This window comes from Rhodospirillales bacterium (assembly GCA_014323865.1).
Lineage (GTDB): Bacteria > Pseudomonadota > Alphaproteobacteria > SP197 > SP197 > SP197.
In genome coordinates, this window is record JACONG010000016.1 from 416967 (window position 1) to 443368 (window position 26402).

Consider the following 26402-nt stretch of genomic DNA (forward strand, 5'->3'; position numbering starts at 1 on the left):
CATGGCCACGCTCGGACCGCTCGCCTTCGTCGTTCCCTGGGCGCTGATCGCCCTTGCGCTGGTGCCGCTGCTCTGGTGGCTGCTCAAGGTTGTGCCGCCCATGCCGCGGCGTGTGTCGTTCCCGGCGATCCGGCTGCTGTTCGGCCTCGACACCGACAAACGTGCCGCCCAGTCGACTCCGCTCTGGCTGATCCTGCTGCGGATTGCGCTGGTCACGCTGCTGATCCTGGCGGTCAGTCACCCCCTGCTCAATCCGTCCCACCGGACGCTCGCGCCCGGCGACATGCTGGTCGTGCTCGACGATGGCTGGGCCTCGGCGCGCGACTGGACCGAGCGCATGACAGCGCTGCGCAATCTGATGTCGCTCGCCGAACGTCAGGGCCGTTCGGTCGCGCTGATGACGACCGCACCGCGCGAGGCGGACGCACCGATGGAGCACAGCGGCCTCGTGATGCCGGCCGATGCGGAACGCCTGATCGGCGCGTTGACGCCCCTGCCCTGGCCGACCGATCGCGCCGCCGCGGCTGACGGCATGACAGGCCTGGAGAGCGTGTCGCAGATCTTCTGGGTCACCGACGGTGTCGCCACCGACGGCGACAGCCATTTCCTTGAGACGCTGCAGAGCCTCGGCACCGTCACCATCATGAGCAACCGCCAGTCGGCCGCAGCTCTTGCCCTCATGCCGCCGGAGGACCGGGACGGTGCGCTGGTTCTGCAGGCCCGGCGCGCCGGAACCGGCCCCGAACGCAGTGTCTGGGTCGCCGCAACCGACGAGAAGGGCGATCTTGTCGCCCGCCAGGAGCTCGTCTTCGCTTCCGGAGCCGGTGATGCCGGGGCCGCTCTCACCGTCCCGATCGCGTTGCGCAACGGGATCGCCCGCCTTGAGATCGAGAACGAACCGACGGCCGCCGCGGTCATCCTGCTGGACCAGCGCTGGAAACGTCCGCCGGTCGGTCTCGTGGCCGGTGGCGACATTGAGAGCCGGCAGCCGCTGTTGTCGCCCGCCTTCTATGTCGAACGTGCGCTTGAGACTTCCGCGGAGACGCGCGCCGCACCGCTCGATGTACTGCTCGCCAATCCGCCTGCCGTGATCCTCCTTGCCGATGTTGGCATCATCGCCGACACGGAACGGCCCGCGCTGAAGAGCTGGATCGAGGACGGCGGTGTGCTGATCCGCTTTGCCGGGCCTGAGTTCTCCCGGGAAAGCGATGACCTCGTGCCGGTCGAGATCCGCGGGCGTGACCGGGCTCTCGGCGGGGCCATGAGCTGGGCGAGCGCGCAGCGTGTCGCGCCCTTCGACCCGACCTCGCCCTTCGCCGGCCTGGAGCCGCCGCCCGACGTCCTGGTCGATCGCCAGGTGCTGGCCGAGCCCAGCGTCGACCTGACATCCAAGACATGGGCGCGGCTGACCGACGGTACGCCCCTGGTGACGGCCGAGCCCCGGGGCGACGGCTGGCTTGTGCTGGTGCACACCTCGGCCAATACGCAGTGGACCAACCTGCCGATCTCGGGCCTCTTCGCCGCCATGCTGAAGCGCCTGGTCGATCTCTCGCAGGGCACGGCCGCCGAACTCGGCGACCAGCCGCTGCCGGCCATCCGGACCCTGACCGGATTCGGTGTGCTCGGTCCGCCCCCGGTCACGGCGACCGCGATTACGGCCAGCGCCTTCACCGAGGCCGTGCCCAGCCCCGCCACGCCGCCCGGCCTCTACGGTACGCTGGACCTGCGGCGAACGCTGAACCTGGGTCCCGCAATCCCCGAACCCGAAGCCCTGGTGCCGCCGGCCGAGGTCGCGGTGACCGGCTTCGAGCGCCAGGAGGAGTTCGATCTCCGGCCGATCATCCTGGGCCTGGCGGCCCTGCTCGCCCTCGCCGAGATCTACGCCAGCATGGCCCTGCGCGGGCTGGTGCCCGGCCTTGTCACGGGCACAAGACTTGCGGCCATTCCGCTGCTGTTCCTGTCCATCCTGCCCGGCATGGCGGAAGCGGAGGAGGAGCTGAACGGGGACGGCATCCCCGTCGCTGCGCTGGAGGTCCGGTTCGGATACATCGAAACTGGCGACAGCCAGGTCGATCGCATCTCGTTCGCCGGGTTGCGCGGTCTCGGCATGATGCTGACCGCTCGCACCTCCGTGGAACCGGGCGATCCCGTGGCGATCGAGGTCGAGACCGACGGCCTCATCCTCTATCCGCTGATCTACTGGCCGATCACGCTCGACCAGCCCGTGCCGTCGGGCGTCGCCAAGGCCAGACTCGACGCCTATCTGGCGGCGGGCGGCATTCTCGTCATCGACACCCGCGATGCCGATCGGGAAATGCAGGGCGTCACCGGCACCGGCCCCAACGCCGCGCGCCTTCCCGAGCTCCTGGGCGGCCTCAACATTCCCGCCCTGATGCGCGTGCCCCAGGGCCATGTGCTGACCCAGGCCTACTATCTCCTCACCGGCTTCCCGGGCCGCTGGGACGGCGGCTCGGTCTGGGTCGAGCAGCATCCCGGTGGGCTCAACGATGGCGTCTCCGCGATTGTCATCGGCAGCAACGACTGGGCCTCGGCCTGGGCGCTGAACGACGACCTGCAGCCGCTCTACCCCGTGGTGCCGGGTGGCGAACGCCAGCGTGAAATGGCCTTCCGCTTCGGCGTCAACCTCGCCATGTACGCCATGACCGGCAACTACAAGGCCGATGCCGTCCATCTGCCGACGATCCTGGAGCGGCTGGGTCAATGAGCGCGGCAACCGTCACCGATATCGTCCTCAATCCGCTTCTGCCGCTGGGGCTGGCGATCGGCTTCGGTGTCGTCGCGTCGGGGCTGCTGGTCTACGGCTTCGTGCGTGGCGCGCCGGGCACATTCTGGCGCTGCTTCACCATTGGCGCGCTCGTGCTGGCGCTGACCAATCCCTCGCTGGTCGAGGAACGCCGCGAAGCACTGCCCGATGTTGCTCTGGTGCTGGTCGACCGTTCGTCGAGCCAGACCGTGGAGGGGCGCTCCGATCAGACCGACGAAGCCCTCGCGGCACTGACCGATCGCTTCGCCCGGCTCGCCAACATCGAGCTTCGCGTCGCCGAGATCGATCCCGCGCGGGCCGCCGGCGAAGGCACCCTGCCCGGCTCCGGCACGAACCTCTTCGGCGCCATCCGCCGGTCGCTGGCCGACGTGCCGCACAATGCCGTCTCCGGTATCGTCATGATTACCGACGGCGCCGTCCACGACGTCCCGGAGTCGATGGTGGCGATCGGCATCGAAGCGCCTGTTCATGCCCTGCTGACCGGGACACGACAAGAGGTCGACCGCAGACTCGAGCTGATTGAGGCACCGCGCTACGGCATCGTCGACAAGCCGGTCACGCTGGTCTTCCGCGTCCATGACAGCGCCGCGCCGGCCGGTGTCGTGCCCGTCACGCTGACCGCGCCGGACACCGATCCGGTCACCCACAACGTCCCGATCGGCGAACGCTACGAAATGCGTTTTTTGCCGGATCGTGCGGGCCAGTCGGTGGTGAGGCTCGATGTCGAGCCGCGCGAGGGCGAGCTGACCGAAGTCAACAACTCGGCTGTGCTTGCGATCAACGGTGTGCGCGAGAACCTCAAGGTCCTGCTGATTTCGGGCGAGGTCCACACGGGTGAGCGCGTGTGGCGCAACACGCTCAAGGCCGACCCCTCGGTCGAACTGGTGCACTTCACCATCCTGCGCCCGCCCGAGAAGCAGGACGGTACACCGATCCGCGAACTGTCCCTGATCTCGTTCCCGGTGCGTGAGCTGTTCGAGGTCAAGCTCGACGACTTCGACCTCATCGTTTTCGACCGCTACCGCAAGCGCGGCGTGATCCCGGAGATCTACCTCCACAACATCGCGAACCACGTGCTCGAGGGCGGCGCGATGATGGTCTCGGCCGGGCCCGACTTCGCGACCCGGCTCGGCCTCCACACCACGGTCCTCGGCGACCTGATGCCGGCGATTCCGACGGGCGAGGTGATCGAGCAGCGTTATCATGTGATGCCGACCGATAGCGGCCTGCGTCATCCCGTCGTCTCCGGTCTGCATGGCATCGAAAGCGAGGTGCCGGCCTGGGGGCCGTGGTTCCGTTTTGTCAGCGCCGAAGCCGAGGGTGGCGACGTGCTGCTCAACGGCATCGAGGACCGTCCGCTCCTGGTCGTCCAGCGTGTCGGCGAAGGGCGTGTCGCCGAGCTTCTGTCCGATCACCTGTGGCTCTGGTCGCGCGGCTACGAAGGCGGCGGGCCAAGCCAGGAGCTGCTGCGCCGCATCGCGCACTGGCTGATGAAGGAGCCTGACCTCGAAGAGAATGCGCTCACCGCAACGGTGGTCGGCAACCAGCTCTCGATCGTGCGCCAGGCGATGGAGGACCGCAGTTTCGAGGTCCAGGTGACCGCGCCGTCGGGAACCACCGAGACCGTGATCCTCGAACCCGGCCTGCCCGGACGCGCGGCTGCCGAGGTTCCGGTCGGCGAAGCCGGGCTGTTCCGTATCAGCGACGGTGAACTGGAGACCGTCGTCAGCGCGGGCGAACTCAACCCGCTGGAATGGCGCGACCCGCGCGCGAGCGCCGCTCTGATCGAGCCGGTGGTCACCGCCTCGGGCGGCAGCATCATATGGCTGGCCGACGATCCTCTGCCGACCGTGCGGCGCATCTCGCAGGACCGCGATCTCAGCGGAAACGGCTGGATCGGTGTCGTCGATCACAGCCGTTATCTCGTGCGCGGCATCGACACCCTGGCGCTCTTGCCGCCGTGGCTGGCGTTGCTCCTGTTTGTCGGCGGTCTCGCCGCCGCCTGGCGCGCCGAAGGTCGCTGACTCCGCCCACTGGCGCTGTCGGGCTGCTCCTCTTGTCGTCCCCGTCGGACAGGTTAGCATGTCTTGACATCCGTCAGTTTCAATGTTGATGCGCTGCAAGGCGGCGCTTCGGGCATCGGCCTGGGCACCGTGACGGCGACCTGCGCTGCGGTGTCAGCGTGGCGATCAACGACCTGCCGGGCTTCGAGACACACGCGGGCGTGATCGCCGAGCTCTCCCCGGAGGATCGTCTCGCCGTCGCCGCACCCGGCGATGTCGGCGATTCCGGCGCGATCCCGATGGGTTGGATCGGCACGCCGGTTGACGACGGCGAGACGATCCTGTTCCTGTCGGCGCATGACGACGACATCACGGGCCAGACCATCAATGTCGATGGCGGCCTTACCACCTGAACGTGACGCGAGGGCGAAGACATGAAACTGGTACGATATGGCGAAGCCGGGAAGGAGCGTCCCGGCATGATCGACGCCGATGGCGTGCTGCGCGACCTCAAGGAGCATGTGCAGGATATCCGCGGGCCCATCTTCGAGGAGCACACGCTCGACCGCATCCGTTCGATCCGGCCCGGGACGCTGCCGCCGGTCGAGGAGGATGCGCGGTTCGGCATGCCTGTGGGCGGCATCCGCAAGATCGTCTGCGCCGGCCTCAACTACATCGACCACGCGCGTGAGCTCGGCACCGAGCCACCGCCCGAACCCATCGCCTTCTTCAAGCCGAACACCTGTCTGACCGGCCCCAACGACCCCATCGTGCTGCTGCGCAACAGCCGCCACACCGACTGGGAGGTCGAGCTGGCCGCCGTGATCGGCAAGCGCACCAAGTATGTCGACGAGGCCGACGCCCTGTTCCATGTGGCCGGCTACTGCGTCGCCAACGACGTCTCCGAGCGGACGTTCCAGGCCAAGGGCACCGGCCAGTGGATCCTCGGCAAGTCCGGTGACACCTATTGCCCGCTCGGGCCCTGGTTCGTCACCGCCGACGAGGTCCCGGACCCGCAGAACCTCAAGCTGTGGCTCGACGTCAACGGCGAGCGCATGCAGGACGGAACGACTTCCGACATGATCTTCAGCGTTGCCCACCTTATCCACTTCATCAGCCAGTTCATGACGCTGGAACCGGGTGATGTGGTGCTTACGGGCACACCGGCCGGCGTCGGCCAGGGCAAGGACCCGCGCGTCTTCCTCAAGGCCGGCGACATCGTCAGCCTCGGCATCGAAGGCATGGGCGAGCAGCGTAGCGAGGTCGTGGCGCCGGAGTCGTCCTCGCGCCCCGTGTCATCCCGACCGAGCGGGCGCGAGCCGGGACCCCATCCCGCACCGACTTGAGGTCTTCGGGCACCAGGATGAGCATCAGGGCACGCATTCGGTCGAGACCCGGGGCAAGATCACCTGATCCCGCGCCCGGGACGGACGACATCCCGCGCCCGGGACGGGCGACGAAGCCCTCGACGGAGAGACGCCATGAACGCCACCGACCTGATCGATACCCTGCCCGCCGCCTGGTACCGCGACCCCGAGCACTTCGCCCGGGAGCGTCGTCATATTTTCGCCCGCCACTGGCATCTGATCGGCCGCGCCGGGCAACTCCAGCGCGCCGGCGACTATGTCACGGGCAACGTGGCGGGCTGGCCGGTCTTTGCCGTGATGGACCGCGAGGGCGGCCTGCGCGCCTTCCACAATGTCTGCCGTCATCGTGCAGGCCCGCTCTTCACCGACGAGAGCGGCCGCTGCCAGGCGCTGCGCTGCCAGTACCACGGCTGGCTCTACGGCTTCGACGGCAGCCTCAGGACCGCACCGGGCTTTCCGGACTCCAGGGCGCTCGACAAGAGCAGGTTCGGCCTCTTTCCCGTCCGCGTCGACACCTGGCAGGGCCTGCTCTTCGTCTGCCTCGATCCCGAGGCACCACCGCTCGATGCCTGGATGGGCGACGTCAACGAGGTGACTGCGCCCTATCCCGCGATCACCGATTTCACCTTCCATTCGGTCACCGCCCATGACGGCGCCTGCGACTGGAAGGCCTATGGCGACAACTCGTGCGAGGGCTACCACCTGCCCTTCGTGCACGAGGGCCTCAACAAGGCGGTTGCTTGCGCAGATATCCGTCCTTACAGGAACGGCGGGTTCGTCGGCTTTCATGTCGGCTACAGCGGTGACGTGCGCGACGGTGCGGGCCTGTGGATCTACAAGTTCCCGGCCATCCTGCTCCACTACTCCGACCGTGCGATCAACATCGAACAGGTCGAGGCATTGGGCCCGGGCCGCATCCGCATCCAGTCCTACTACTGGGTTCCCGAGGGCGAGGAACGTTTCGGCGACGACTACGTGCAGGATTCCCGGATCGTGATCGGCGAGGACATGGCCGTCTCCGAGCTGGTCCAGAAGAACCTCGAAGCGGGCCTCTACACCTCGGGCAAACTCTCTGACGAGAAGGAACCCGGCACCATCTTCTTCCAGCACCTCGTCCGCGAGGCAATGGACCTGCCGCCTGTCGAACCGGGGACCTCCGCATGACCAGGCCGCGGCTGATCATCGGCAACAGGAACTGTTCGTTCCGGTCGCCAGAGCGGCGCGCACGGCTTCAATAACTTGGAGCATCTTCACTCGATCTGATCGAGATATGCTCTAGCCCTCGATCCGTCCCTTCTCACGGCCGATCCTGTCGGCCATCAGACAGAGGATTTCCCACATCATCTGAATGCCATTGAGCGCGGTGACATCGGCGGTATCGAAGGGCGGGGAGACTTCGACGAGGTCGCCGCCGACGATGTTGATGCCCATCAGGCCGCGCACCATCTGCTGGGCTTCGAAGGTGGTAAAGCCGCCGACCTCGGGCGTGCCGGTGCCGGGCGCGTAGACCGGGTCCATACCGTCGACATCGAAGCTGACATAGGTCGGGCCGTCGCCAACGATCTCGCGGGCTTTCGCGATCGTGGCCTCGATACCCATCTCGTAGAGCTCTTCGATGTGGATCACGGTCATGCCGGATTCGTAAGAGAAGTCCCACAGCACCTCAGCCGGACCACGGATGCCGATCTGGATCGTGCGCCCGGGATCGAGCACGCCGTCCTCGACCGCGCAGCGGAACGGCCCGCCATGATGGTGCTTGTGACCGAAGAGCTCGGGCCCCGTGTCGCAGTGCGCGTCGAAATGCACCATGCCGAGGGGCTCGCCCATATGCCTGGAGAGCGCCCGCATGATCGGCAGCGTGATCGCATGATCGCCGCCGCCGGTGAGCGGCATGATGCCGGCGGCCGCGACCTTGGCGTAGAACTGCTCGATGTCGTCGATCGCGCGGTCGAGATCGTAGACGCCCTCGATCAGCACGTCGCCGAGATCGGCCGAGACCGCCCAGTCGTATGGCCTGACCCTGGTGTGATGGTTGATGCGCCCCATCAGCGACGACATGTCACGCAGCTTGCGGGGACCGTGGCGTGCGCCCGGCCGATTCGTGACACCGCCGTCGAACGGCACCCCGATCAGACCGACTTCGATGCCGTCCCAGTGCTCCGGGTCTTCGCGCAGATCCTGGCGCATGAACGTCGCCACACCGGCATAGCGCGGCTTGTAGACGGCGCCCCATGCCAGCTTGCGGGCTTCCGGAATTCCCTGGTCGTTATCGTCGTCGCTCATGTCTCTCCCCACATGGTCGCGTGGCGTGAACTTAAGCATAATCACAGCAACACCAACAGGGAGAGACGCCATGGCCACCGCCGAAGCGCGGGACAATCACGCACCGGGCTATGCCGACCATCCGGGCTACAGGGTCGATATCGTGCCGAGCGCCAAGCGCGTGCGGGCCACCTTCGCGGGCCGCACCGTGTTCGACACGACGCGTGCGTCGGTCGTGTGCGAGACTCGCCACATCGCGCTCTACTACATCCCGCGCGAGGATGCCGACATGAGCCTCCTGACGCGCACCGACCACAGCACCTGCTGCCCGTTCAAGGGGTCTGCGAGCTACTACACGCTCAGCGCCGATGGCCGGTCCGAGGAGAATGCCGTCTGGAGTTACGAGACGCCCTATGACGAGGTCGCCGATCTTGGCGGGGCCCTGGGTTTCTGCTGGAACAAGCTGGATCACTGGTACGAGGAGGACGAGGAGGTCTTCATCCACGCCCGCGACCCCTTTGTCCGGATCGACATCCTCGAAAGCGGACGGCCGGTCGCGGTGATCGTCGGTGGAAAGACCGTCGCCAGCACGACCCGCGCGCGGTTCCTGTTCGAGACCGGCCACGTGCCGCGCTACTACATTCCGCGCGAGGACGTGACGGCCGGCACCCTGTTGCCGTCCGACCTCCACACCGGCTGCCCCTACAAGGGCACGGCGAGCTATCACCACGTCCGCGCCGGCGGGGTGACGGTCGGGAACGCGGTGTGGTTCTATCCCGAACCGCTCGATGAGGTCCGGCGCATCGCCAACTACCTTTGCTTCTACCCCGAGAAGGTCGACGCGATCCTGGTCGACGGAAAGGCCATTGCGTGAATCCGCTCTGCACCCAAAGACTCAGATCCTATCGCCGCATGGGGGAACCATGGCCGCAATGACGTGGCTGTTGTGAGAGCGCGATCACAAGACGGGCGCATGGCGCTGCCGACAACACCGGCCGGCACTTGCGTGACCGGGGCGACGCCGATTGTTTTGGTCTGTTGACAGGCGACATCGCCGCTCATGTTCGATTGAAGAGGGACGTCGGCGAGTCCTTGCACCCCGTGCCCTCCCCTGCCATCACTGCCGTCATGGAAGGGTTCGCCGCCGGTAAGGATATCTGTTCGTTCACCGAGGTTCGGCAGATGTCGGAGCGGTCGGATGTTGCGGGGCTCGTGCAGGTCGGCACGCAGGTCGGTGCCATCGTGGCGCTGGGTGTCGTGGTCTGGGCGGTTGGCGATCGCTGGTGGCTGATGATCCCTGCGCAGATGGCGATGGGCGTGCTCATCACCTTCCTGTTCTGCGGTGTCCACGAGACGACGCACTGGACGCCATTCAGGACGAAAGGACTGAACGATGCCGTGGGCACGGTGCTGGGCTTCATCGTCTTCCTGCCGTTCCGCTGGTTCCGCCATTTTCACTTCGAGCATCACCGCGAGACCCACATTGAAGGCGGGGACCCGGAGCTGGGCGAGGCCAAGCCGACCGGCAAGCTCGAATTCCTGTTCTATCTGACCGGCCTCAAGTCGTTCTGGCTCCCGGCGCTGCGCACGCTTCTTCGCCATGCCATGGGCCGGATCGATGACGGCTTCATTCCCGACGGGACCGAGCGGCGGCTCTGCATCCGGCAGGCCAGGCTCCATCTGCTGGGCTACGGACTGATCACGCTCGCCGCGATCGTCTTCCGGAGCTGGGCACCGCTGACCTACTGGATCGTGCCCATGGTGCTCTCGGCCTGGACGCTGCGGCTCTACCTGCTGGCCGAACACACGTTGCTGCCGCATGTGCCCGACATGCTGGAAAACACGCGCACCATGAAGACCAACGCACTGGTGCGCTGGTTCGCCTGGCAGATGCCCTATCACGTCGAGCACCATGTCTTCCCGGCGATCCCCTTCCACCGGCTCCACGAGGCCTGCGACAGGATCGCCCCGCGCCACCGGCACCTGATCCCCGGCTACTGGCACTTCTTCAAGGAGTACTGGGCCAGCTGCCAGTGGGCGAGCGGCCGGTAAGCGACCGAAGCTGTCATCCCGGTCCCGCGAGCAACGCGAGCGCCGAGCCGGGACCTCGGCCGCGATGACACGACGGGTTGGGGTTCCGTTCCTTCCAGTCATTCCGTCATGGCCCCACGCGATGGGGCCATCCATTCCGCAGTCCCGTGACGAGACCAGGCATTGCCGAAACGCTCAGGCATGGATGCCACGGCTGAACCGGGGCATGACTGTGGAGGTCGGGGAGGGTCGTTGATGACACCGTCATCCGTTCCGTGACACCCTCCGGCTCCACCACGCCAACAACCCCGCAATGGAGTCACCGATGGCCTTCCGGGTGCTGACCGGGCAGTTCATGCACGAGACCAACACATTCGCGACGGTGAAGACCGATATCGCCGAATTCGAGCGCATGATCTGCTGCCGGGGCGAGGACGAGGTCGTCAGTCATCTTAAAGACACCAACACGGAGACCGCCGGCTATATCGACGCCGCCGGGGAACACGGCTGGGAGCTGATCCATACGGTGGCGGCGGCGGCCAATCCGCTGGGCCATGTCACCGACGAAGCCTACGAACACTTCACCGGCCTGATCCTCGACGGCTTGCGCGAGCACGGTCCGGTCGACGGCATTGCGCTCGCAATGCACGGTGCAATGGTGAGTGAAAGCCACGAGGATGCGGAGACCGAGCTGGTCCGGCGCATCCGCGCCATCGCCGGGCCCGACGTGCCGATCTGCACGACCTTCGATCTCCACGCCAATGTCGGGCCGGATTTCGCCGCGATGGTAGAGATCGTCTGCAGCTATCTCACCTATCCCCACATCGACATGCGCGAGCGCGCGAAGAAGGCAGGCGACCTGCTGCAGCGCGCCATGGCGGGCGCGATCCGCCCGCGACTGGCTTACGCCCGCGCACCCATGGTGCAGGGTGCGGATGGCGGAAGGACCGATGTCGAACCGATGATCGGCCTGCAGGCCAAAGCCGCGGCCCACATGGCGGCCGATCCGCGCGTGCTCGACATCTCGATCAACGCCGGCTTCAACCAGTCCGACATCCACGACGTCGGCCCCACCGTGATCGTCACCGCCGACGGCGAGGACCCGGCCTTCCAGGCCATCGCAGACGAGCTGATCGTCGAGATCTGGGAGACCCGCGACGTCGTCAACAACCGCTACTACAGCGTCGGCGAGGCGGCCGAGATCGCGCGCAGCTTCAACCACGGCAACAAGCCGCTGGTGATCGCCGACTATGCCGACAACCCCGGCGCGGGTGCCTATGGCGACGCGACGAATCTCCTGAAGGCAATGCTGGATGCGGGTGTCGACGATGCCTGTTTCGGCGCGCTCCACGACCCTGCCGCCGCCGCCGACCTCACCACCGCCGGGCTCGGCGTTCGCATGACGCTTCACCTCGGCGGCAGGACCGATCCCGCCTTCGGCGGCCCGCCGCTCCTGCTGACCGGCGATGTCGTCGCACTCTCGGACGGCGTCATGACCTTCGACGGGCCGATGATGGCGGGCGTGACCACAAGCTTCGGCCCCACGGCCGTCTTCCGGGTCGACGGCATCGACATTCTGGTCGTCTCGAACCTGATGCAGATCATCGACCTGCAGCAGTTCCTGGCCCACGGTATCGATCCCCGGATGAAGAAGACCGTGGCGCTGAAATCCATGCAGCACTTCCGCGCCACCTACGAGCCGCTGGCCGAAAAGGTCATCGTCTGCGATTCCGGCGCGCTCGCCACCCCCGATTTCACGCGTTTCGATTTCAGGAACGTCCGCAGGCCCTTGTATCCGTTCGATCCGGAGGCAACGTTCCCCGCGTCATGACCGAGCGGTTCAACCTGTCCCGCGAGGCGCTCGCCTCGGGCGAACTGTCGCCCCATCTGAAGGCCGCCGAGGGTGCCGGCCTGATCGAACTGCTGTCCGACGAGGACCGCGAGGCCAACCGGCGCGCCATGCTGGAACAGCATCCGCCGGGCACCGACGCCTATGTCTTCGGCTTCGGCTCTCTGATGTGGAACCCGGCCTGTGACGTCGCCGAGGTCATCCCCGCCCTGGTGCGGGGCTGGCATCGTCGCTTCAATCTCTGGACCCACCTGGGGCGCGGCAATGCCGGGTTCCCGGGGCTGACGCTGGGGCTGGAGCCCGGTGGAGCCTGCCGCGGCATGGCGCTCCGGATCGAGGCCGACAAGGTCGAGTCGGAGACCTTCCTGATCTGGCGTCGCGAGATGATCGCCGGCGCCTACATTCCGATCTGGGTCCGGGCCGATCTCGGTGACCGCACCGTCCCCGCCATGAGCTTCGCCATCAATCCCGGCTACGAGCGCTATGGCCACCGGGTGCCGTTCGAGGTCCAGGCCCATCACATCGGCTGTGCCGAGGGCCCGCTGGGCCCCTGCATCGAGTATCTCGAGAACACGGTGAAACTGCTGATCGAGATGGGTCAGACGCGCGGGCCGATGCACGACCTCCTGACGGCCGCCCGCGCCGAACGCGAACGCTGCACCAGAGCCGCGCGGTGAGCGGTCCGGCGCACGACCGCGACCGGCCAGGCGGCGACATCCCGTGGCAGGGCGCGCTGCTGTTGCTCTTCTCCAACATCATGTTCACCACCGGCATGATGATGACGCGCGTTCTGGGCCGGGTCGTCACGACCGCCTCGTTGTCGATCTGCACCGCCATCGCCTTCACAGTTCTCAGCGCTGTCGCCGTTGCCTTCGTCTGGGTGACACCAAGCTGGGAAGACGGCCCGGTGATGGCGACATGGTTGGTTACCTTTCTGTCAGGTTGGTTGCGGTACGCAACACCGCTCCCCGAAGTCAATAGAAAACTACGGGTTATGGTCGGCATTGCGTACAACAATAAGGTCATAGTCTCTGTCGGGACTTTTCCTTGACTATTCCTCGGCGTAGAACTCGCCGTCAATTTGCCCATCTGGTATTGCAACCGATGATGGGTCAATGTTGTATTGCCGAAGGAAACTTTGGCTCACATTTGCCGACATGGAACCGTTTACGTCGCCCCGGACCAGGATTTTCTCATCCTTTTCATACACCTTCCCATCCATGTCCGAGTCAACATGCAATTCCCAGGGGATTGTAACGGTCTCTCCCGACCGTCGGTCCCGAACATTAACGCTCTGTCTAAGGGTGCCGTCCAACGTACTCTCGATGTCGGTACGTGTGATCGTACCCTTCCCTCGAAGGGTGCCGGTGAAATTGCGGTCAAAGGTCACTACTGTACGCTGCCCCCTACTTAGATTGCCAGTGACGGCGAAATTATTAGCCTTTACGTCTACCTTTCCAGAATCGAAATTCGCCTCGATTGTTAGATCCCCCCATATATCATTTCCGTCATCATCATCATTTCCGTCATCATCATTAAAGACGACATGCCCTGTCAGTGAGGCCCTGCCGCTGGGGAGTACCTGCGGCGACTCAAGGTTGCTGACATCGGGAAAGGTTATGCTTGGGGCTCCACCCGATCCTCCCCCCCCCCCCCCCCCCCCGCCACAGGCGGTGAGAAACAGGGCACAGGTTGCAACAGATGTAAGAAGCTTGTTCATGGGTAGTTACCTTTCCCCTGTTGGTTGTGAGGGTTGGTTGTGAGTTTCTATCCGGCAAACCTGACACCGCTCGGAGTAACGAGTCAAGGTGTAACGAACAGTATCTCTCTGCCTGGCTGCGCAAACGGCAGATCACGAGTCAGCGTCTGACCGCGCTCAATCCCGGCCAGAACCCGGGTCACGATCCCGCCAGCGCGCGCCACATTTTCCGGGAAGACCGCGTAGACTGTTACGATCCCGGCGGGGACCTGCCGAAACACGAAGGATGCGGGAAATCATGAGCGAAACGATCACAGGCGGCGGACTGTGCGGTGCCGTCCGCCATGAGCGCACCGCACCCGCGCAACGACACTTGCCACGGCCACCGCTCGATCTGCCGCAAGCTCCAGGTCGCGCTCTGTCCGACTCATGCCGTCGTCGCTCGCAGCGGGTTCCGGCTGCTGCGTGGCATCGACAACATCGCGACGACAACGTCTCGACCTGCGATTCGTCGGAAGGCACCCACCGTCATTTCTGCAAGACCTGCGGCGCGCATGTCTTCGAGGATGTCGACAGCAAGCCCGATGCCGCCCGGTTCCCGGTCGGGACACGGGACGACGGCGCCGATCCCGGTGGCCGCACGGGCAGCGAATGCCATATCTTCCGGGAATCGCGAACGGGCTGGTATGAACCCGACGATATGCTCAGCCATGCGGCCTTCCCCTTCCGGCTCTCGAACGAACGGGAGAACGACAGCCATCGCGGCGTGGCCCGGCTCTGCTACGACGCCGGGCACCGCAAGGTGACCTGCCCTCTCGCCTGTTGGCGGCTGCCGATGAGCACAAACGCGGGCAATGAGGTGCGCATCCCGTCGATGCGGAGCCACGGCGGCCAGGTCATCCAGCCCCTGTGGAACGGCGTCACCTGCTTCCGCTTCGGCCACAACCGGCCCGACACGCAGGATCGTCACGACACGCTGAGGCTTCTTTGACGACGCAGCGTTACCTGACGACACGTGAGGTCGCCGACCTGCTGCGTATCAAGGAGCGCAAGGTCTATGACCTTGTTGCCGAGGGTCGCATTCCTGTCTGCCGGGTGACCGGCAAGCTGTTGTTCCCGCGCGGGATGATCGAGGCCTGGGTCGATCGGAGCGCCGAATACGCAGGCGATACCGATGCGTTGCGGCCGTCGCCGCCTGTCGTTGCCGGAAGCCACGACCCGCTGCTCGACTGGGCCCTGCGCGAGTCCCGCTCGGGCCTCGCCACGGTCTGCGAGGGCAGTCTCGCGGGGCTCGACAAGCTCGCCTCCGGCCAGGCCCAGGCGGCGGGGCTGCATATTTTCGAGCCGGAGAACGGCGGCTGGAACCGGGTTCATGTCGCCCGCACGCCGGGGCTGACGTCCGTCGTGCTGATCGCGTGGGCGCGCCGCCAGCAGGGTCTCGTCGTTGCTGCCGGGAACCCGCTTGGGATCACCGGCGTCGCCGATCTCGCCGGCCGAACCATCCTGCCGCGTCAGGCGGCCGCAGGCAGCCAAATGCTCCTGGAACACCTGATGGCCAGGGCCGGCCTCGACGGCGCCGTGACGCTGCTGGACACGCCGGCCCGCAACGAGACCGATATCGCTCAGGCCATCGCGGGCGGCAAGGCGGACGCCGGCCTCGCGATCGAGGCCGTGGCAACGCAGTTCGGTCTCGGCTTCGTGCCCCTGGCTCGCGAACGCTTCGACCTCGCCGTCTGGCGTCATGCCTATTTCGAGGAACCGATGCAGAAGCTCTTCGCCTTCACCCGCACGGAGAGCTTCGCCGAACGCGCCGCAGAACTGGGCGGCTACGACCTCCGCGACACCGGAACGGTGCAGTTCAACGGGCGGCGCTGACCCGACCACAGCCGTCATGCCGCGGCCAGAGCGGTTCCAACTGACTGCGTGAATCCGCTCTGCATCCATCCCGGGTTCGAGCGGCCCGGTCGGATCGTCGATGGATCGCTCCATCACGTGGGGCGATGACGGATTGAGGTATCACTCCGCGTTGGGAAAGAAGAGCTGCTGGCCGTCGAGCCGATAGGACGCAATGGCCGACTGTCCGGCATCCGACAGCAGCCAGTCGACGAAGACCCGGGCCTCCTCGGCTTTCACGTGGTCGAAGACCGCGGGGTTCACGGCGATCACGCCGTACTGATTGAAAAGCCTGTCGTCGCCCGCGACGTGGATCACGAGATCGCCCTTGTTGGCGAACGCGATCCAGGTTGCCCGGTCGGTGAGGGTGTAGGCGCCGAGACCGCTGGCCGTGTTCAGCGTCGCACCCATGCCCGAGCCGGTCTCGAGGTACCAGGTGCCGCTGGCCTCCGCGGCATCGACTCCGGCTATCCGCCAGAGCGCCGTCTCCTTCTTGTGGGTGCCCGAGTCGTCGCCGCGCGAGGCGAAGTCCGCTTCCGCCGCGGCGATCAAGGCAAGAGCGGCCGTCGCGTCGTTGATGCCGTTGACCCCGGCCGGATCGGCGGCCGGTCCGACGATAACGAAGTCGTTATACATCAGGTCGAAACGCGCCATGCCGAAGCCGGCGGCGACGAACGCCTCCTCGTCCTCCGTGGCATGGACCAGCAGCACGTCGCCATCGCCGTTCGCCGCATTCCGGATCGCCTGACCCGTGCCGACCGCCACCACCCTGACCTCGATGCCGCTCCCGGCCGTAAACACGGGCAGGATGTGATCGAAGAGGCCGGAGTTCCGTGTCGATGTGGTCGACTGGACGATGATGTAGGACGCCTCGGCGAGACTCTCGCCGAAGCCCGACGCAAGCAGGCAGGCAAGAGCCATGAGATGACGGCGCATGGGTCGGGGTCCTTTCCTGTTCCTGCTCCGAGTCCCTGGATGCAGAGCGGATTTCACGCACCTGGTTGGAACCGCTCTAGGGAACCAGACGGCCTTCCACGAAGGCACGGGCGTGTTCGGTCGGCGGTGAGGCGAAGAAGGTGTCGGCGGCGATATCCGCCTCGCATCGACCGCCGTGGAGGTAGATGACCCGGTCGGCCAGGCGGCGTGCCTGCGCGAGATCGTGGGTCACAAGCAGCACAGCGGTGCCGGTGTCGCGCGCCTGCAGGACCAGCGTTTCGATCGCCAGCGTCGAGGCCGGATCGAGATTGGCGGTCGCTTCGTCCAGCAGCAGCGCTTCAGGGACGGCGGCAAGGGCACGGACCAGCGAGAGACGCTGCTGCTCGCCGCCCGACAGCACACGGGCCGGACCGCCGGCAAGATGGGCAAGGCCGCCCATCTCGAGTGCGGCCATGGCACGATCACGCCGCTGCGCTTGCGCGACGCCCGCGGCCTTGAGCGCATAGCGCACGTTGTCGAGGACCGAGCGGCGCAACAGCACCGGCCTGTGAAACACGAGGCCCAGGAGACTCGCCCGCTGCCGGTCCGGTGCCCGCCCGGCCCAGGTGACCGACCCGGCGTCGGGCGCAATGAGACCCGCCATCAGGCGCAGCAAAAGGCTCTTGCCTGCACCATTGGGACCCAGAAGCGCCGTGATTCCCGGATGTGCATCGAGCGTGATCGCGACGTCGTCGACCAGGGTGCGGCCGTCGCGCACCAACCGGAGACGCCGCCCGTCGATCGGCAGGGCGCCCCGCGGTGACGTGATGACAGGAGCATCCATCGGGAACGTGTCGTCAGGCATGGGAACCGGTGCTTGCGTGGCGCAGCAGGCCGGCGATGCCGTTGACGACGAGCACGATCACCAGCAGCACGATGCCGAGTCCGAGCGCCAGATCGAGCGCACCCTTCGAGGTTTCGAGCGCGATGGCCGTCGTCATCACGCGGGTGACGTGGTTGATGTTGCCGCCGACCATGATGACCGCACCGACCTCGGCCACGGCGCGCCCGAAGCCGGCCAGCAGCACGGTGACAAGTGACAGCCGCGCCTCCCACAGCAGGGTCGCGATGGTGCCTGTCCGCCCGATCCCGAAGGCGCGGAGCTGTTCGTCGTAGTCGCGGTGGAAATCCTCCACGGTCTGGCGCGCCAGGGCGGCAACGATCGGCGTCACGAGGACAGCCTGGGCAATGACCATGGCGTCGGGCGTGTAGAGCAAACCGAGCTCGCCCAACGGTCCCGCGCGGGAGAGCAGCAGATAGACGGTCAGGCCGGCGACCACCGGCGGCAGGCCCATCAGGGCATTGAGCACCGCAATCACTGCCGGGCGCCCGGGAAACCGTGTCACCGCGACCGCCGCCCCGAGCGGCAGGCCGACAAGTGATGCGATCCCAACCGCCATCAGGCTGACGCCCAGCGACAGCGAGACGATCTCCACAAGGTCGCCGTCCAACGTCGCAATCAGCCGAAAGGCCTCGCCAAAGGCACCGCCGAGATCCTGCATCGTTCCCTCTCGGCGGAGAAACCTATCCTGGCACCGGTTTCCTTCCACGATCAGACGAAATTCCGTAATCGAAGCAGAAAAATACGCAAGAATACACTCTAGGGAACCTGATTCTCGCCGAACAGGTCGTCATGCAGGTTATGCTCCGAGTCTTTGGATGCAGAGCGGATTCACGCACCTGGCCGGATCCCCGGGGATCGGCATGCCCATCGCGCGCATCTCGTTGAACGCCGCGTCCCAGCCGTCATCGGTCGCGAGCAGGCAGGTCTCTCGTCCGATCTGCGCTCGGCAGTCTGGAGGATCGCTGGACACCTGACGATTGGAATGGACTGGCTGGGGCGCCTGGATTCGAACCAGGGATCACGGGATCAAAACCCGTTGCCTTACCGCTTGGCCACGCCCCAACCGGGTGCCCTCGTAACCCGGATTCCGGGACGGGCGCAAGGCGGTCACACGGAGTTCAGGCCAGCACGATCCTGTCGCGCGTCCCGCTCACCGATTTTGTTGCATTGCGCGTGTCGACCACGAGCGGCAGCGCGGCAACAAGGCCCGCATAATCGATATCGTCGTGGTCGGTGACGATCAGCGCCGCATCGTGACCGCCCTTGAGTGCCGCATCCCAGGAGAGACTTTCGCGGCCCGAAAGCGCAGCGTGTTCGCGGACGATGCCGATGACGGCGACGTGCGGATCGTGGAAGTCGACGATCGCGCCGCGATCCTCGAGCAGGGCCATGATCTTGAGCCCCGGGCTCTCGCGCATGTCGTCGACGTTCTTCTTGTAGGCCATGCCGACGAGCAGGATTCGCGCTCCGTTCAGCCCGCGGGCGAAGCGGCGGTCGAGTTCTTCGGCAAGGCGGCGCGTGACGTGGAGCGGCATGGCGGTATTGATCTCGCCGGCCAGCTCGATGAAGCGGGTCGCAACCTCGAACTCGCGCGCCTTCCAGGTCAGATAGAACGGATCGATCGGAATGCAGTGCCCGCCGAGACCCGGTCCGGGATAAAACGGCATGAAGCCGAAGGGCTTGGACTTGGCCGCCTCGATCACCTCCCAGATGTCGATCCCCATGGCACCGTAGACGAGCTTGAGCTCGTTCACCATCGCGATGTTGACCGAGCGGAAGATGTTCTCCATCAGCTTGACCGCTTCGGCGGTCTTGTTGTCGGTCACCGGAATGGTTCCCGCGCGCGTGATCGCACCGTAGAGTGTGCAGGCCGTGTCGCGCGCCAACGCGCCGTCGCCACCGACAACCTTGGCAATCTCGACTGTGCTGTGGCCCTGGTTGCCGGGATCTTCACGCTCCGGCGAATAGGCCAGCAGGAAGTCCTGGCCGGAGAGCAGCCCGCTCTCTTCCAGGATCGGCTTCATCAGCCCGTCCGTGGTGCCGGGATAGGTCGTCGACTCCAGGATGATCAGCTGGCCGGGCCGCAGCACCGAGGCGATCGTCCGCGTGGTCGCTTCGACGTAGCGCATGTCGGGCTCGCGATTGAGCGTGAGCGGGGTCGGCACGCAGATCAGGATCACGTCGGCACCGGCCAGGCGCGCGGGGTCGACCGTGCCATCAAATCGGTCGGAACCAGCCAGTTCGGCAATGCGGTCTGCCGGAATGTGCTTGATGTAGCTCGTCCCGGCAGCGATCTGCGCGATCTTGTCGGGATCGGTGTCGAAGCCGAGCACGCGGAAGCCGGCATCATGCGCAGCAAGCACCAGCGGCAGGCCGACATAGCCCAGACCGATCACGGCCACGCAGGCGTCGCGTTCGGCAATACGGGTCTGAAGTTCGTTCATGACGGCCCTTTATCCGCTCGCCTGAGTCTTGTGAAGTGCTGCCGAAGTGCTCCCGTTACCGCCCGACCAGGATCTCTGTCGCACCGCACCACCAGGCGGGGTGATCCCGTGCGATCGCCGATGCGGCGGCCTGTGCCTCGTCCAGAACCGCGGCAAGACCGAAACATGTGGCGCCGCTCCCGCTCATCCGGGCCAGCCGGATACCGGGGCAGGCGTCGAGCGTTTCGAGAACATCGGCGATCACCGGCGCAATCCCGATCGCGGGTTGCTCCAGATCGTTGGCGCGGTCGGCCAGCATCGCCATGAGATCATCGACGGTGACCGGGCTCCACTGGAGCGGGTGCAATGGCGAGAACGGACCGCTGCGCGCGGCAAACACCGCAGGTGTCGGGACCGCGACACCGGGATTGACGAGGACCAGGGCCGCGACCGGCAGGCGCGGCGCGGCGCGAAGAACCTCGCCGATACCCGAAGCGAGGACGGGTTCGTCGTGGAGACAGGGCGGCACATCCGCGCCCAGCTCCAGGGCGACACTCTCCAGCTCACCGTCATCGACACCCAACATGGGCGCGGCGACCCGCAACATCGCCGCGGCGTCGGCTGATCCGCCACCAAGCCCGCCCGTGACAGGGATGTTCTTTTCGAGGTGAACACTGAAACGATCCCGCCGGCCGGAGCGTTCATGCAGCGCCGAAAGCGCCCGCATTGCAAGGTTGTTGTACGGCGGCTCGTTGCCGATCGCATTGGCAAATGGTCCCGAGACCTCCAGCCGGTCCTGGTCCGACGGCGCGAGCCAGAGCCGGTCCGCCAGATCGACGCGCACGAACAGGCTGTCGAGCTCATGATAGCCGTCGTCCCGACGGCCGGTGACGTGAAGATAGAGATTGACCTTGGCCCGGGCCTTGAACGGTCCCGACCAATCAGGAGCCTTCGTCGTCAAGGCCAGACTGCAGCTTGGACTCGATCGTCGCGGCCAGGGGGTCATCCTCACCGCCGAGCGACAGCGCGCGACGCCACTGGAACCGTGCCTCGGCAAACCGCCCGACCTTCCAGAAGGCATCACCCAGATGATCGTTGATCACGGGATCGCCGGGCTCGTACTCGACCGCACGTTCGAGCTGCACGACGGCCTCCTCGTAGCGTCCGAGACGGTAGTAGGCCCAGCCGAGGCTATCGATGATGAACCCGTCGGTCGGCCGCTGTTCGACCGCACGCTCGATCATGTCGAGCGCCTCGTCGAGGTGTTCGCCCCGGTCGACCCAGGTGTAGCCGAGATAGTTCAGAATGAAGGGGTGCTCAGGCTCGACCTCGAGCGCAGCGATAAAATCGCGCTCCGCCCGGTCCCAGTCGCCCGAACGTTCGAGCGCAATGCCACGCACGTAGCGCATGCGCCAATCGTCCCCGGCCGCGCTGCTCATGCGGGCGAAGGCGCCGTCGTAAGCCTCGACCGCCTCGGGCCAGCGTTCGTGCATGCGGAAAATATCGCCCAGCACGACCAGCACGTCGGAGCGATCCTCCCGTTCGTCGGCCATCTGGCGCAGCAGCGCGATCGCCTGGTCCGACCGGCCGGCGTTGTCGTGACTGAGTGCGATCCGAAGCCTGGCGCTCCAGTCGATCGGCGACTTGGCGCTGATCCGGCGATAGGCCGTGACGGCTTCGTCATGCTTGCCCTGGGCCTCGAAGAGGTCGCCGATCAGAAGCGAGACCACATTGTTCTGCGGTGCCAGGTAGGCCGCCAGCTGGGCGAAGGCGAGCGCGATCTCCGGCCCGTCACTCGATTCGGCCGAACTGGCAACCGCAAACAGCGCTTCCGCCGCACCCTCGCGGGCCTCGTCGATCGCTTCCGGCGGCGCACCGCCTTCATAGAGGCGCTCATAGGTCAGATCGAGCCAGAGGGTCTCGGGATTGGCGGCGACGAAACCGTCGTAGAGCGCTCGCGCCTCGTCGATACGGCCCTGACGCTCGAGAAACGCGCCATAGGCCAGGACAACGTGGAACGCGCCGCCGGGCTGGCTCTCCACGGCCTGCCGGAACGCCGCGTCGGCCTCCTCATCGCGTCCGGCGCGTTCCTCGATCAGGCCAATATGGTAGGCGCGCAGGGGATCGAAGCCGTCGGTCAGGTTGGACGGGCCGATTGCCGACAACGCGCCATCGTAGTCGCCCCGGGCGGCCGCGACCCAGCCTTCGAGCATGGGAATGATGATCGTGTTGTAACCGTTGACCGACAGCCGCCCCAGGGCCTCGTTGGCATCTGCAAAGGCATCCCGGTCGAGCGCATCGGCCGCCAGCGTCAGCGGCGAAAACTGATCGGTGCCCTCGCCGACCGTCAGCTTGCGCGCCAGGGGCAGGGCCTCGGGAATGCGGCCGGCCGACACCAGGGCAAAGTGAGTCTGGCGCAGAAGATCCTTGTTGTCGGGGTCGGACGCCAGCGCGACCACCAGATAGTCCGCTGCCGCCACCATGTCGCGGTTCGAGAGCGCCGACTGCGCCGCGAGATAGGCGCCCGACGACGAAGCCACGGGCGCGAGCGGCACCCCGACACCGGACGACAGGTCGACGAGCTCGTCGGAAGCCTGGGCCAGCGTCGGCGCAGCTTGCGGTGCGGAGCTGGTCCCGGTCGTCGTCTTGCAGGCAGCAAGCGACAGCGCCGCCGCCGCGAGTACGACCGGAAGAAGGTGGCGGTGTGGAACCGATCTGATCACGCGATCCTGCCAGGTTCGGGAAAACGGGACGGCCGAGGCCATCACCCATCCCATCACTCTAGAGCATATCCCGTTCAGATTGAATCAATCTGAACAGGTGAAGATGCTCCGGGTCTTTCGATGCAGAGCCGGCCATGACACTCAAAGCACGACACGTCACATCAGCGTCAGCCGGGAGCGTCACATGTTCGGATAGTTGGGGCCGCCGCCGCCTTCGGGCGTGACCCAGACGATGTTCTGGGTCGGGTCCTTGATGTCGCACGTCTTGCAGTGCACGCAGTTCTGCGCGTTGATCTGCAGTGCCGGACCGTCGTCGCCCTCGACGATCTCGTAGACACCGGCCGGGCAGTAACGCTGCTCGGGTGCGTCGTAGGTCGCGAGGTTGGTCGCGATCGGCACCGTCTGGTCCTTCAGCGTCAGATGGACCGGCTGATCTTCCTCATGGTTGGTCGATGCCAGAAAAACCGAGCTGTTGCGGTCGAACGAAATCTCGCCGTCGGGCCTGGGGTATGCGATCGGCTTGAACCGGGACTTGGGCTTCAGTGCCGTGTGATCGGGGCGATTGCGGAACGTCCAGGGCGCATGGCCGCGCAGCAGGACCGTATCGATCGCCGAATAGATGAAACCCGCCCAGAAGCCCTTGTGGAAGCTGGGACGGATGTTGCGCACCTTGCGCAGCTCGTCATAGACCCAACTCTGTTCGAGCGCCTCGGGATAGGCGGTCACCTCGTTCGAGTCCGGGTTCTCCTCGCCGAGCCAGGCGAAGACCTGTTCGGCCGCGACCATGCCGGTCTTCATCGCCGTATGGCTGCCCTTGATCTTCGGCACGTTCACGAAGCCGGCCGAACAGCCGATCAGCGCGCCGCCCGGGAACGTGAGCTTCGGGATGGACTGCAGGCCGCCCTCGTTGATCGCACGTGCGCCGTAGGCGATGCGCTTGCCGCCCTCGAAGTGCTGGCGAATCACGGGATGCGTCTTGAAGCGCTGGAACTCCTCGAACGGCGAGAGATAGGGATTCTCGTAGTCGAGCCCGACAACGTAACCGACCGATACCTGGTTGTTCTCCAGATGATAGAGGAACGAGCCGCCGTAGGTCTTCGAATCCATCGGCCAGCCGGTGGTGTGGATGACCGTGCCTTCCTCGTGCCTGGCCGGGTCGATCTCCCACAGCTCCTTGATGCCGATACCGTAGGTCTGGGGATCGCAATCCCTCCTGAGGTCGAAGTGCTCCATGAGCTGTCTGGAGAGATGCCCGCGGCAGCCCTCGGCGAACAGGGTCTGGCGGGCGTGGAGCTCGATGCCGGGCTCGAAATGCGCCTTCTTCTCACCGTCCTTGCCAATGCCCATGTCGCCGGTCGCGACACCCTTGACCGAACCGTCGTCGTTGAAGAGCACCTCGGAGGCGGCAAAGCCCGGGAAGACCGCCACACCCATGGCCTCGGCCTGCTCGCCGAGCCAGCGGCAGACATTGCCCAGGCTGATGATGTAGTTGCCGTGGTTGTTCATCTGCGGCGGCGTCGGCAACCGGATCGCGTTCGAATGGGTCAGGTAGAGGAACCTGTCCTTCCTGGCCGGTGTGTTGAGCGGCGCGCCGCGCTCCTTCCAGTCGGGGAAAAGCTCGTTCATGGCATGCGGTTCCATGACCGCGCCCGAGAGAATGTGGGCACCGACTTCCGAACCCTTCTCGATGACGCAGACCGTGATCTCCTGGCCCGCTTCCCCGGCCAGCTGCATCAGGCGGATCGACGCTGCGAGACCGGCCGGCCCCGCACCCACGATCACCACATCGAATTCCATGCTCTCGCGCTCAACGTCGCCCATAGCCTTGCTCCTGCGCCTTGCTCCTGCCACGCCCGCCACCGCGCATCCTCTCTAAACGAGGGAAACACGCGACACAATCGCCGGGAATGTTAATGTCGGGCCATGACGATGACCCGGGACGAGGCCGCCGCGCTGCTGCGCTGGTACATGGAGATCGGTGTCGACGAAGCCGTTGCGGCCCAGCCGGTCGATCGCTTCGCCGCGCCCGCTTCCCCTGCGCCGCCTCCGGCCGTAACGGCGCCGGCACCTCCTGCCCGGATCGATTTGCCCAGGCGGTCCACGACACCGCCACCACCGATCGCCAGCGACAGCGATGCCCGCGCCGCCGCGATGGCGGCCACCACCCATGATGAGCTGATTGCCGCCATCCATGCCTTCGAGGGCTGTCCGCTCAAGCGGACGGCGACCACGACATGCATCTACGACGGCAACCCCGAGGCGCGCATCATGATCATCGGCGAGGCGCCGGGGGGTGAAGAGGACAGGCAGGGCAAACCTTTCGTCGGGCCCGCCGGCAAGCTGCTCGACAGGATGCTGGCGGCGATCGGGCTCGACCGCACCACGACCTACATCACCAACACGCTCTACTGGCGTCCTCCGGGCAACCGCACGCCAACGCCCGAGGAAATCATGCTTTGCCTGCCGTTCCTGGAACGGCAGGTCGCTCTGATCAACCCCGCGCTCCTGGTTTACACTGGTGGCACGGCCGCCAAGGCCATGCTCAACCGGAGCGAGGGCATCACCCGTTTGCGCGGCCGCTGGTTCAGCCTGGAGCGCGAGGGACTGGAGCCGATTCCGGCCATCGCGATGTTCCACCCCGCCTATCTGCTGCGCCAGCCCGCGCGCAAGAAGGACAGCTGGCGCGATCTGCTGGCGATTCGGTCCAAAGCCGAGGCGCTGGGGGTGATGCCGGGCGCGACTCCGCAGGAATCCTGAGGGCAATCCCGGGGGGCACGGCCGTCAAATCGAGAACGCCATGGGAGAACGTCATGGCAAGACGACTGGGGCGAGACGACCGGGGCAAGCAACTGGATCGATCGCTTGCGCCTCGACCCGACGACGCCCACCTTGGATGTGGTAGCCGCAGGCTCCATGACCGGGAGGAACAGCAACATGCCGGGAATTGACGAGAGCAGGGCGTTTCTGGCCGTCAGGATCGCGGTGCTGACGGTCTCCGACACCCGTTCGCCTGAGGACGACCGGTCCGGCAACATCCTGGTCGAACGCATCGAGGGTGCCGGTCACATTGTTGCCGACCGCCAGATCATCCGGGACGAACAGGCCGGGATCGAAGCCGCGCTAGGGCACTGGATCGGCGACGACAGCATCGACGTCGTGATCGCCACCGGCGGCACCGGCGTGACCGGCCGCGACGTGACGCCGGAAGCCTTCGAAGCGGTCTGCGAGAAGGCGATCCCCGGTTTCGGCGAGCTGTTCCGCTGGCTGTCATTCGGGAAGATCGGCACGTCGACCGTGCAGTCCCGCGCGACCGCGGGTGTCGCCGGCGGCACCTATCTCTTTGCCCTGCCGGGTTCGCCCGGGGCCTGCAAGGACGCCTGGGACGACATCCTGGTTCATCAGCTCGATTACCGCTTCCGGCCCTGCAACTTCGTGGAACTGATGCCGCGCCTGACCGAGTCAGGCCGCGCGACCGCCCGGAAGTAGCCGTGACAACATCGCTGTCGGCGGGCTAGTCCGGCCCGCCCGGGTATGGCGATAACCGGCAA

23 protein-coding genes and 1 tRNA gene are annotated in these 26402 nt (G+C 66.0%); 14 read left to right on the plus strand and 10 right to left on the minus strand.

Going from position 1 to position 26402, the window contains the following annotated elements:
- The first annotated feature begins 1 nt into the window (after position 1).
- The 5 genes from GDA49_10980 to GDA49_11000 all read left to right on the plus strand — a co-directional run bounded on the left by GDA49_10980 (position 2) and on the right by GDA49_11000 (position 7319).
- Positions 2 to 2725, plus strand: a complete 2724-nt coding sequence (locus GDA49_10980; protein MBC6440906.1) for a DUF4159 domain-containing protein — start codon at positions 2 to 4, stop codon at positions 2723 to 2725.
- Positions 2722 to 4809, plus strand: a complete 2088-nt coding sequence (locus tag GDA49_10985) for a hypothetical protein (GenBank protein MBC6440907.1) — start codon at positions 2722 to 2724, stop codon at positions 4807 to 4809. The genes GDA49_10980 and GDA49_10985 overlap by 4 nt, the downstream gene beginning before the upstream one ends.
- A gap of 158 nt (positions 4810 to 4967) precedes the next feature.
- Positions 4968 to 5201: a hypothetical protein gene (locus tag GDA49_10990; GenBank protein MBC6440908.1), complete on the plus strand. Its 234-nt coding sequence runs from the start codon at positions 4968 to 4970 to the stop codon at positions 5199 to 5201.
- 21 nt (positions 5202 to 5222) lie between these two features.
- Positions 5223 to 6134, plus strand: coding sequence for a fumarylacetoacetate hydrolase family protein (locus GDA49_10995; GenBank protein ID MBC6440909.1), 912 nt, complete (start codon positions 5223 to 5225; stop codon positions 6132 to 6134).
- A 135-nt stretch (positions 6135 to 6269) separates the two neighbouring features.
- Entirely contained in the window at positions 6270 to 7319 is a 1050-nt protein-coding gene (locus GDA49_11000; GenBank protein MBC6440910.1) for an aromatic ring-hydroxylating dioxygenase subunit alpha, read from the plus strand.
- Positions 7320 to 7430: 111 nt separating this feature from the next.
- Here the strand turns inward: GDA49_11000 and GDA49_11005 are convergent, their stop codons facing one another.
- Entirely contained in the window at positions 7431 to 8438 is a 1008-nt protein-coding gene (locus GDA49_11005) for an agmatinase (GenBank protein ID MBC6440911.1), read from the minus strand.
- A gap of 70 nt (positions 8439 to 8508) precedes the next feature.
- On the opposite strand from GDA49_11005, the gene GDA49_11010 reads away from it, so the two are divergent.
- The 5 genes from GDA49_11010 (at position 8509) to GDA49_11030 (ending at position 13348) form a co-directional block, all read left to right on the plus strand.
- Positions 8509 to 9291, plus strand: a complete 783-nt coding sequence (locus tag GDA49_11010) for a DUF427 domain-containing protein (protein MBC6440912.1) — start codon at positions 8509 to 8511, stop codon at positions 9289 to 9291.
- 227 nt (positions 9292 to 9518) lie between these two features.
- Positions 9519 to 10469, plus strand: a complete 951-nt coding sequence (locus GDA49_11015; protein ID MBC6440913.1) for a fatty acid desaturase — start codon at positions 9519 to 9521, stop codon at positions 10467 to 10469.
- 304 nt (positions 10470 to 10773) lie between these two features.
- Complete coding sequence (locus GDA49_11020) at positions 10774 to 12279, plus strand: M81 family metallopeptidase (protein ID MBC6440914.1); 1506 nt, start codon at positions 10774 to 10776, stop codon at positions 12277 to 12279.
- The gene (locus GDA49_11025) at positions 12276 to 12974 is read left to right on the plus strand and encodes a gamma-glutamylcyclotransferase (GenBank protein ID MBC6440915.1); all 699 of its coding nucleotides are present in this window, start codon (positions 12276 to 12278) and stop codon (positions 12972 to 12974) included. Before GDA49_11020 ends, GDA49_11025 begins: the two co-directional genes overlap by 4 nt.
- Complete coding sequence (locus GDA49_11030; GenBank protein ID MBC6440916.1) at positions 12971 to 13348, plus strand: hypothetical protein; 378 nt, start codon at positions 12971 to 12973, stop codon at positions 13346 to 13348. The genes GDA49_11025 and GDA49_11030 overlap by 4 nt, the downstream gene beginning before the upstream one ends.
- Here the strand turns inward: GDA49_11030 and GDA49_11035 are convergent, their stop codons facing one another.
- Complete coding sequence (locus GDA49_11035; protein MBC6440917.1) at positions 13349 to 14017, minus strand: hypothetical protein; 669 nt, start codon at positions 14015 to 14017, stop codon at positions 13349 to 13351. It lies immediately after the preceding gene.
- A gap of 277 nt (positions 14018 to 14294) precedes the next feature.
- Here GDA49_11035 and GDA49_11040 point away from each other — a divergent pair, with 277 nt between their 5' ends.
- Both GDA49_11040 and GDA49_11045 read left to right on the plus strand, forming a co-directional pair.
- A complete protein-coding gene (locus GDA49_11040; protein ID MBC6440918.1) occupies positions 14295 to 14987 on the plus strand; it encodes a GFA family protein in 693 nt (230 codons plus the stop codon).
- On the plus strand, positions 14984 to 15871 hold the full coding sequence (locus GDA49_11045; protein MBC6440919.1) for a helix-turn-helix transcriptional regulator: 888 nt from the start codon (positions 14984 to 14986) through the stop codon (positions 15869 to 15871). The genes GDA49_11040 and GDA49_11045 overlap by 4 nt, the downstream gene beginning before the upstream one ends.
- A 141-nt stretch (positions 15872 to 16012) precedes the next feature.
- Here the strand turns inward: GDA49_11045 and GDA49_11050 are convergent, their stop codons facing one another.
- From GDA49_11050 to GDA49_11085, 8 genes are all read right to left on the minus strand, one after another.
- Entirely contained in the window at positions 16013 to 16825 is an 813-nt protein-coding gene (locus tag GDA49_11050; protein MBC6440920.1) for a substrate-binding domain-containing protein, read from the minus strand.
- A gap of 76 nt (positions 16826 to 16901) precedes the next feature.
- Entirely contained in the window at positions 16902 to 17648 is a 747-nt protein-coding gene (locus GDA49_11055; GenBank protein MBC6440921.1) for an ATP-binding cassette domain-containing protein, read from the minus strand.
- Between the two features lie 13 nt (positions 17649 to 17661).
- Positions 17662 to 18366 carry an ABC transporter permease gene (locus tag GDA49_11060; GenBank protein ID MBC6440922.1) on the minus strand — a complete coding sequence of 235 codons (705 nt, stop codon included), beginning with the start codon at positions 18364 to 18366 and terminating at the stop codon, positions 17662 to 17664.
- Positions 18367 to 18696: 330 nt separating this feature from the next.
- Positions 18697 to 18770: transfer RNA gene (locus GDA49_11065), tRNA-Gln, on the minus strand.
- A 56-nt stretch (positions 18771 to 18826) separates the two neighbouring features.
- Positions 18827 to 20152, minus strand: coding sequence for a nucleotide sugar dehydrogenase (locus tag GDA49_11070; GenBank protein ID MBC6440923.1), 1326 nt, complete (start codon positions 20150 to 20152; stop codon positions 18827 to 18829).
- 55 nt (positions 20153 to 20207) lie between these two features.
- Positions 20208 to 21137: a 4-(cytidine 5'-diphospho)-2-C-methyl-D-erythritol kinase gene (locus GDA49_11075; protein ID MBC6440924.1), complete on the minus strand. Its 930-nt coding sequence runs from the start codon at positions 21135 to 21137 to the stop codon at positions 20208 to 20210.
- The gene (locus GDA49_11080) at positions 21073 to 22896 is read right to left on the minus strand and encodes a tetratricopeptide repeat protein (GenBank protein MBC6440925.1); all 1824 of its coding nucleotides are present in this window, start codon (positions 22894 to 22896) and stop codon (positions 21073 to 21075) included. Before GDA49_11080 ends, GDA49_11075 begins: the two co-directional genes overlap by 65 nt.
- 138 nt (positions 22897 to 23034) lie before the next feature.
- Positions 23035 to 24651: an electron transfer flavoprotein-ubiquinone oxidoreductase gene (locus tag GDA49_11085; GenBank protein ID MBC6440926.1), complete on the minus strand. Its 1617-nt coding sequence runs from the start codon at positions 24649 to 24651 to the stop codon at positions 23035 to 23037.
- Between the two features lie 126 nt (positions 24652 to 24777).
- Between GDA49_11085 and GDA49_11090 the strand changes: the two genes are divergently transcribed.
- Both GDA49_11090 and moaB read left to right on the plus strand, forming a co-directional pair.
- Positions 24778 to 25611 carry a uracil-DNA glycosylase gene (locus tag GDA49_11090; GenBank protein ID MBC6440927.1) on the plus strand — a complete coding sequence of 278 codons (834 nt, stop codon included), beginning with the start codon at positions 24778 to 24780 and terminating at the stop codon, positions 25609 to 25611.
- 177 nt (positions 25612 to 25788) lie between these two features.
- Positions 25789 to 26340, plus strand: a complete 552-nt coding sequence (gene moaB, locus GDA49_11095) for a molybdenum cofactor biosynthesis protein B (protein ID MBC6440928.1) — start codon at positions 25789 to 25791, stop codon at positions 26338 to 26340.
- Positions 26341 to 26402 lie beyond the last annotated feature (62 nt).

Excerpts from the sequence above, each read along its gene's own strand:
- GDA49_10980 (MBC6440906.1), top strand. The coding sequence starts at position 2 with ATGGCCACGCTCGGACCGCTCGCCTTCGTCGTTCCCTGGGCGCTGATC.
- GDA49_10985 (MBC6440907.1), top strand. The coding sequence starts at position 2,722 with ATGAGCGCGGCAACCGTCACCGATATCGTCCTCAATCCGCTTCTGCCG.
- GDA49_10995 (MBC6440909.1), top strand. The coding sequence starts at position 5,223 with ATGAAACTGGTACGATATGGCGAAGCCGGGAAGGAGCGTCCCGGCATG.
- GDA49_11000 (MBC6440910.1), top strand. The coding sequence starts at position 6,270 with ATGAACGCCACCGACCTGATCGATACCCTGCCCGCCGCCTGGTACCGC.
- GDA49_11005 (MBC6440911.1), bottom strand. The coding sequence starts at position 8,438 with ATGAGCGACGACGATAACGACCAGGGAATTCCGGAAGCCCGCAAGCTG.
- GDA49_11010 (MBC6440912.1), top strand. The coding sequence starts at position 8,509 with ATGGCCACCGCCGAAGCGCGGGACAATCACGCACCGGGCTATGCCGAC.
- GDA49_11020 (MBC6440914.1), top strand. The coding sequence starts at position 10,774 with ATGGCCTTCCGGGTGCTGACCGGGCAGTTCATGCACGAGACCAACACA.
- GDA49_11025 (MBC6440915.1), top strand. The coding sequence starts at position 12,276 with ATGACCGAGCGGTTCAACCTGTCCCGCGAGGCGCTCGCCTCGGGCGAA.
- GDA49_11035 (MBC6440917.1), bottom strand. The coding sequence starts at position 14,017 with ATGAACAAGCTTCTTACATCTGTTGCAACCTGTGCCCTGTTTCTCACC.
- GDA49_11040 (MBC6440918.1), top strand. The coding sequence starts at position 14,295 with ATGAGCGAAACGATCACAGGCGGCGGACTGTGCGGTGCCGTCCGCCAT.
- GDA49_11050 (MBC6440920.1), bottom strand. The coding sequence starts at position 16,825 with ATGCGCCGTCATCTCATGGCTCTTGCCTGCCTGCTTGCGTCGGGCTTC.
- GDA49_11055 (MBC6440921.1), bottom strand. The coding sequence starts at position 17,648 with ATGGATGCTCCTGTCATCACGTCACCGCGGGGCGCCCTGCCGATCGAC.
- GDA49_11060 (MBC6440922.1), bottom strand. The coding sequence starts at position 18,366 with ATGCAGGATCTCGGCGGTGCCTTTGGCGAGGCCTTTCGGCTGATTGCG.
- GDA49_11070 (MBC6440923.1), bottom strand. The coding sequence starts at position 20,152 with ATGAACGAACTTCAGACCCGTATTGCCGAACGCGACGCCTGCGTGGCC.
- GDA49_11075 (MBC6440924.1), bottom strand. The coding sequence starts at position 21,137 with ATGACCCCCTGGCCGCGACGATCGAGTCCAAGCTGCAGTCTGGCCTTG.
- GDA49_11080 (MBC6440925.1), bottom strand. The coding sequence starts at position 22,896 with ATGGCCTCGGCCGTCCCGTTTTCCCGAACCTGGCAGGATCGCGTGATC.
- GDA49_11085 (MBC6440926.1), bottom strand. The coding sequence starts at position 24,651 with ATGGAATTCGATGTGGTGATCGTGGGTGCGGGGCCGGCCGGTCTCGCA.
- GDA49_11090 (MBC6440927.1), top strand. The coding sequence starts at position 24,778 with ATGACGATGACCCGGGACGAGGCCGCCGCGCTGCTGCGCTGGTACATG.
- moaB (MBC6440928.1), top strand. The coding sequence starts at position 25,789 with ATGCCGGGAATTGACGAGAGCAGGGCGTTTCTGGCCGTCAGGATCGCG.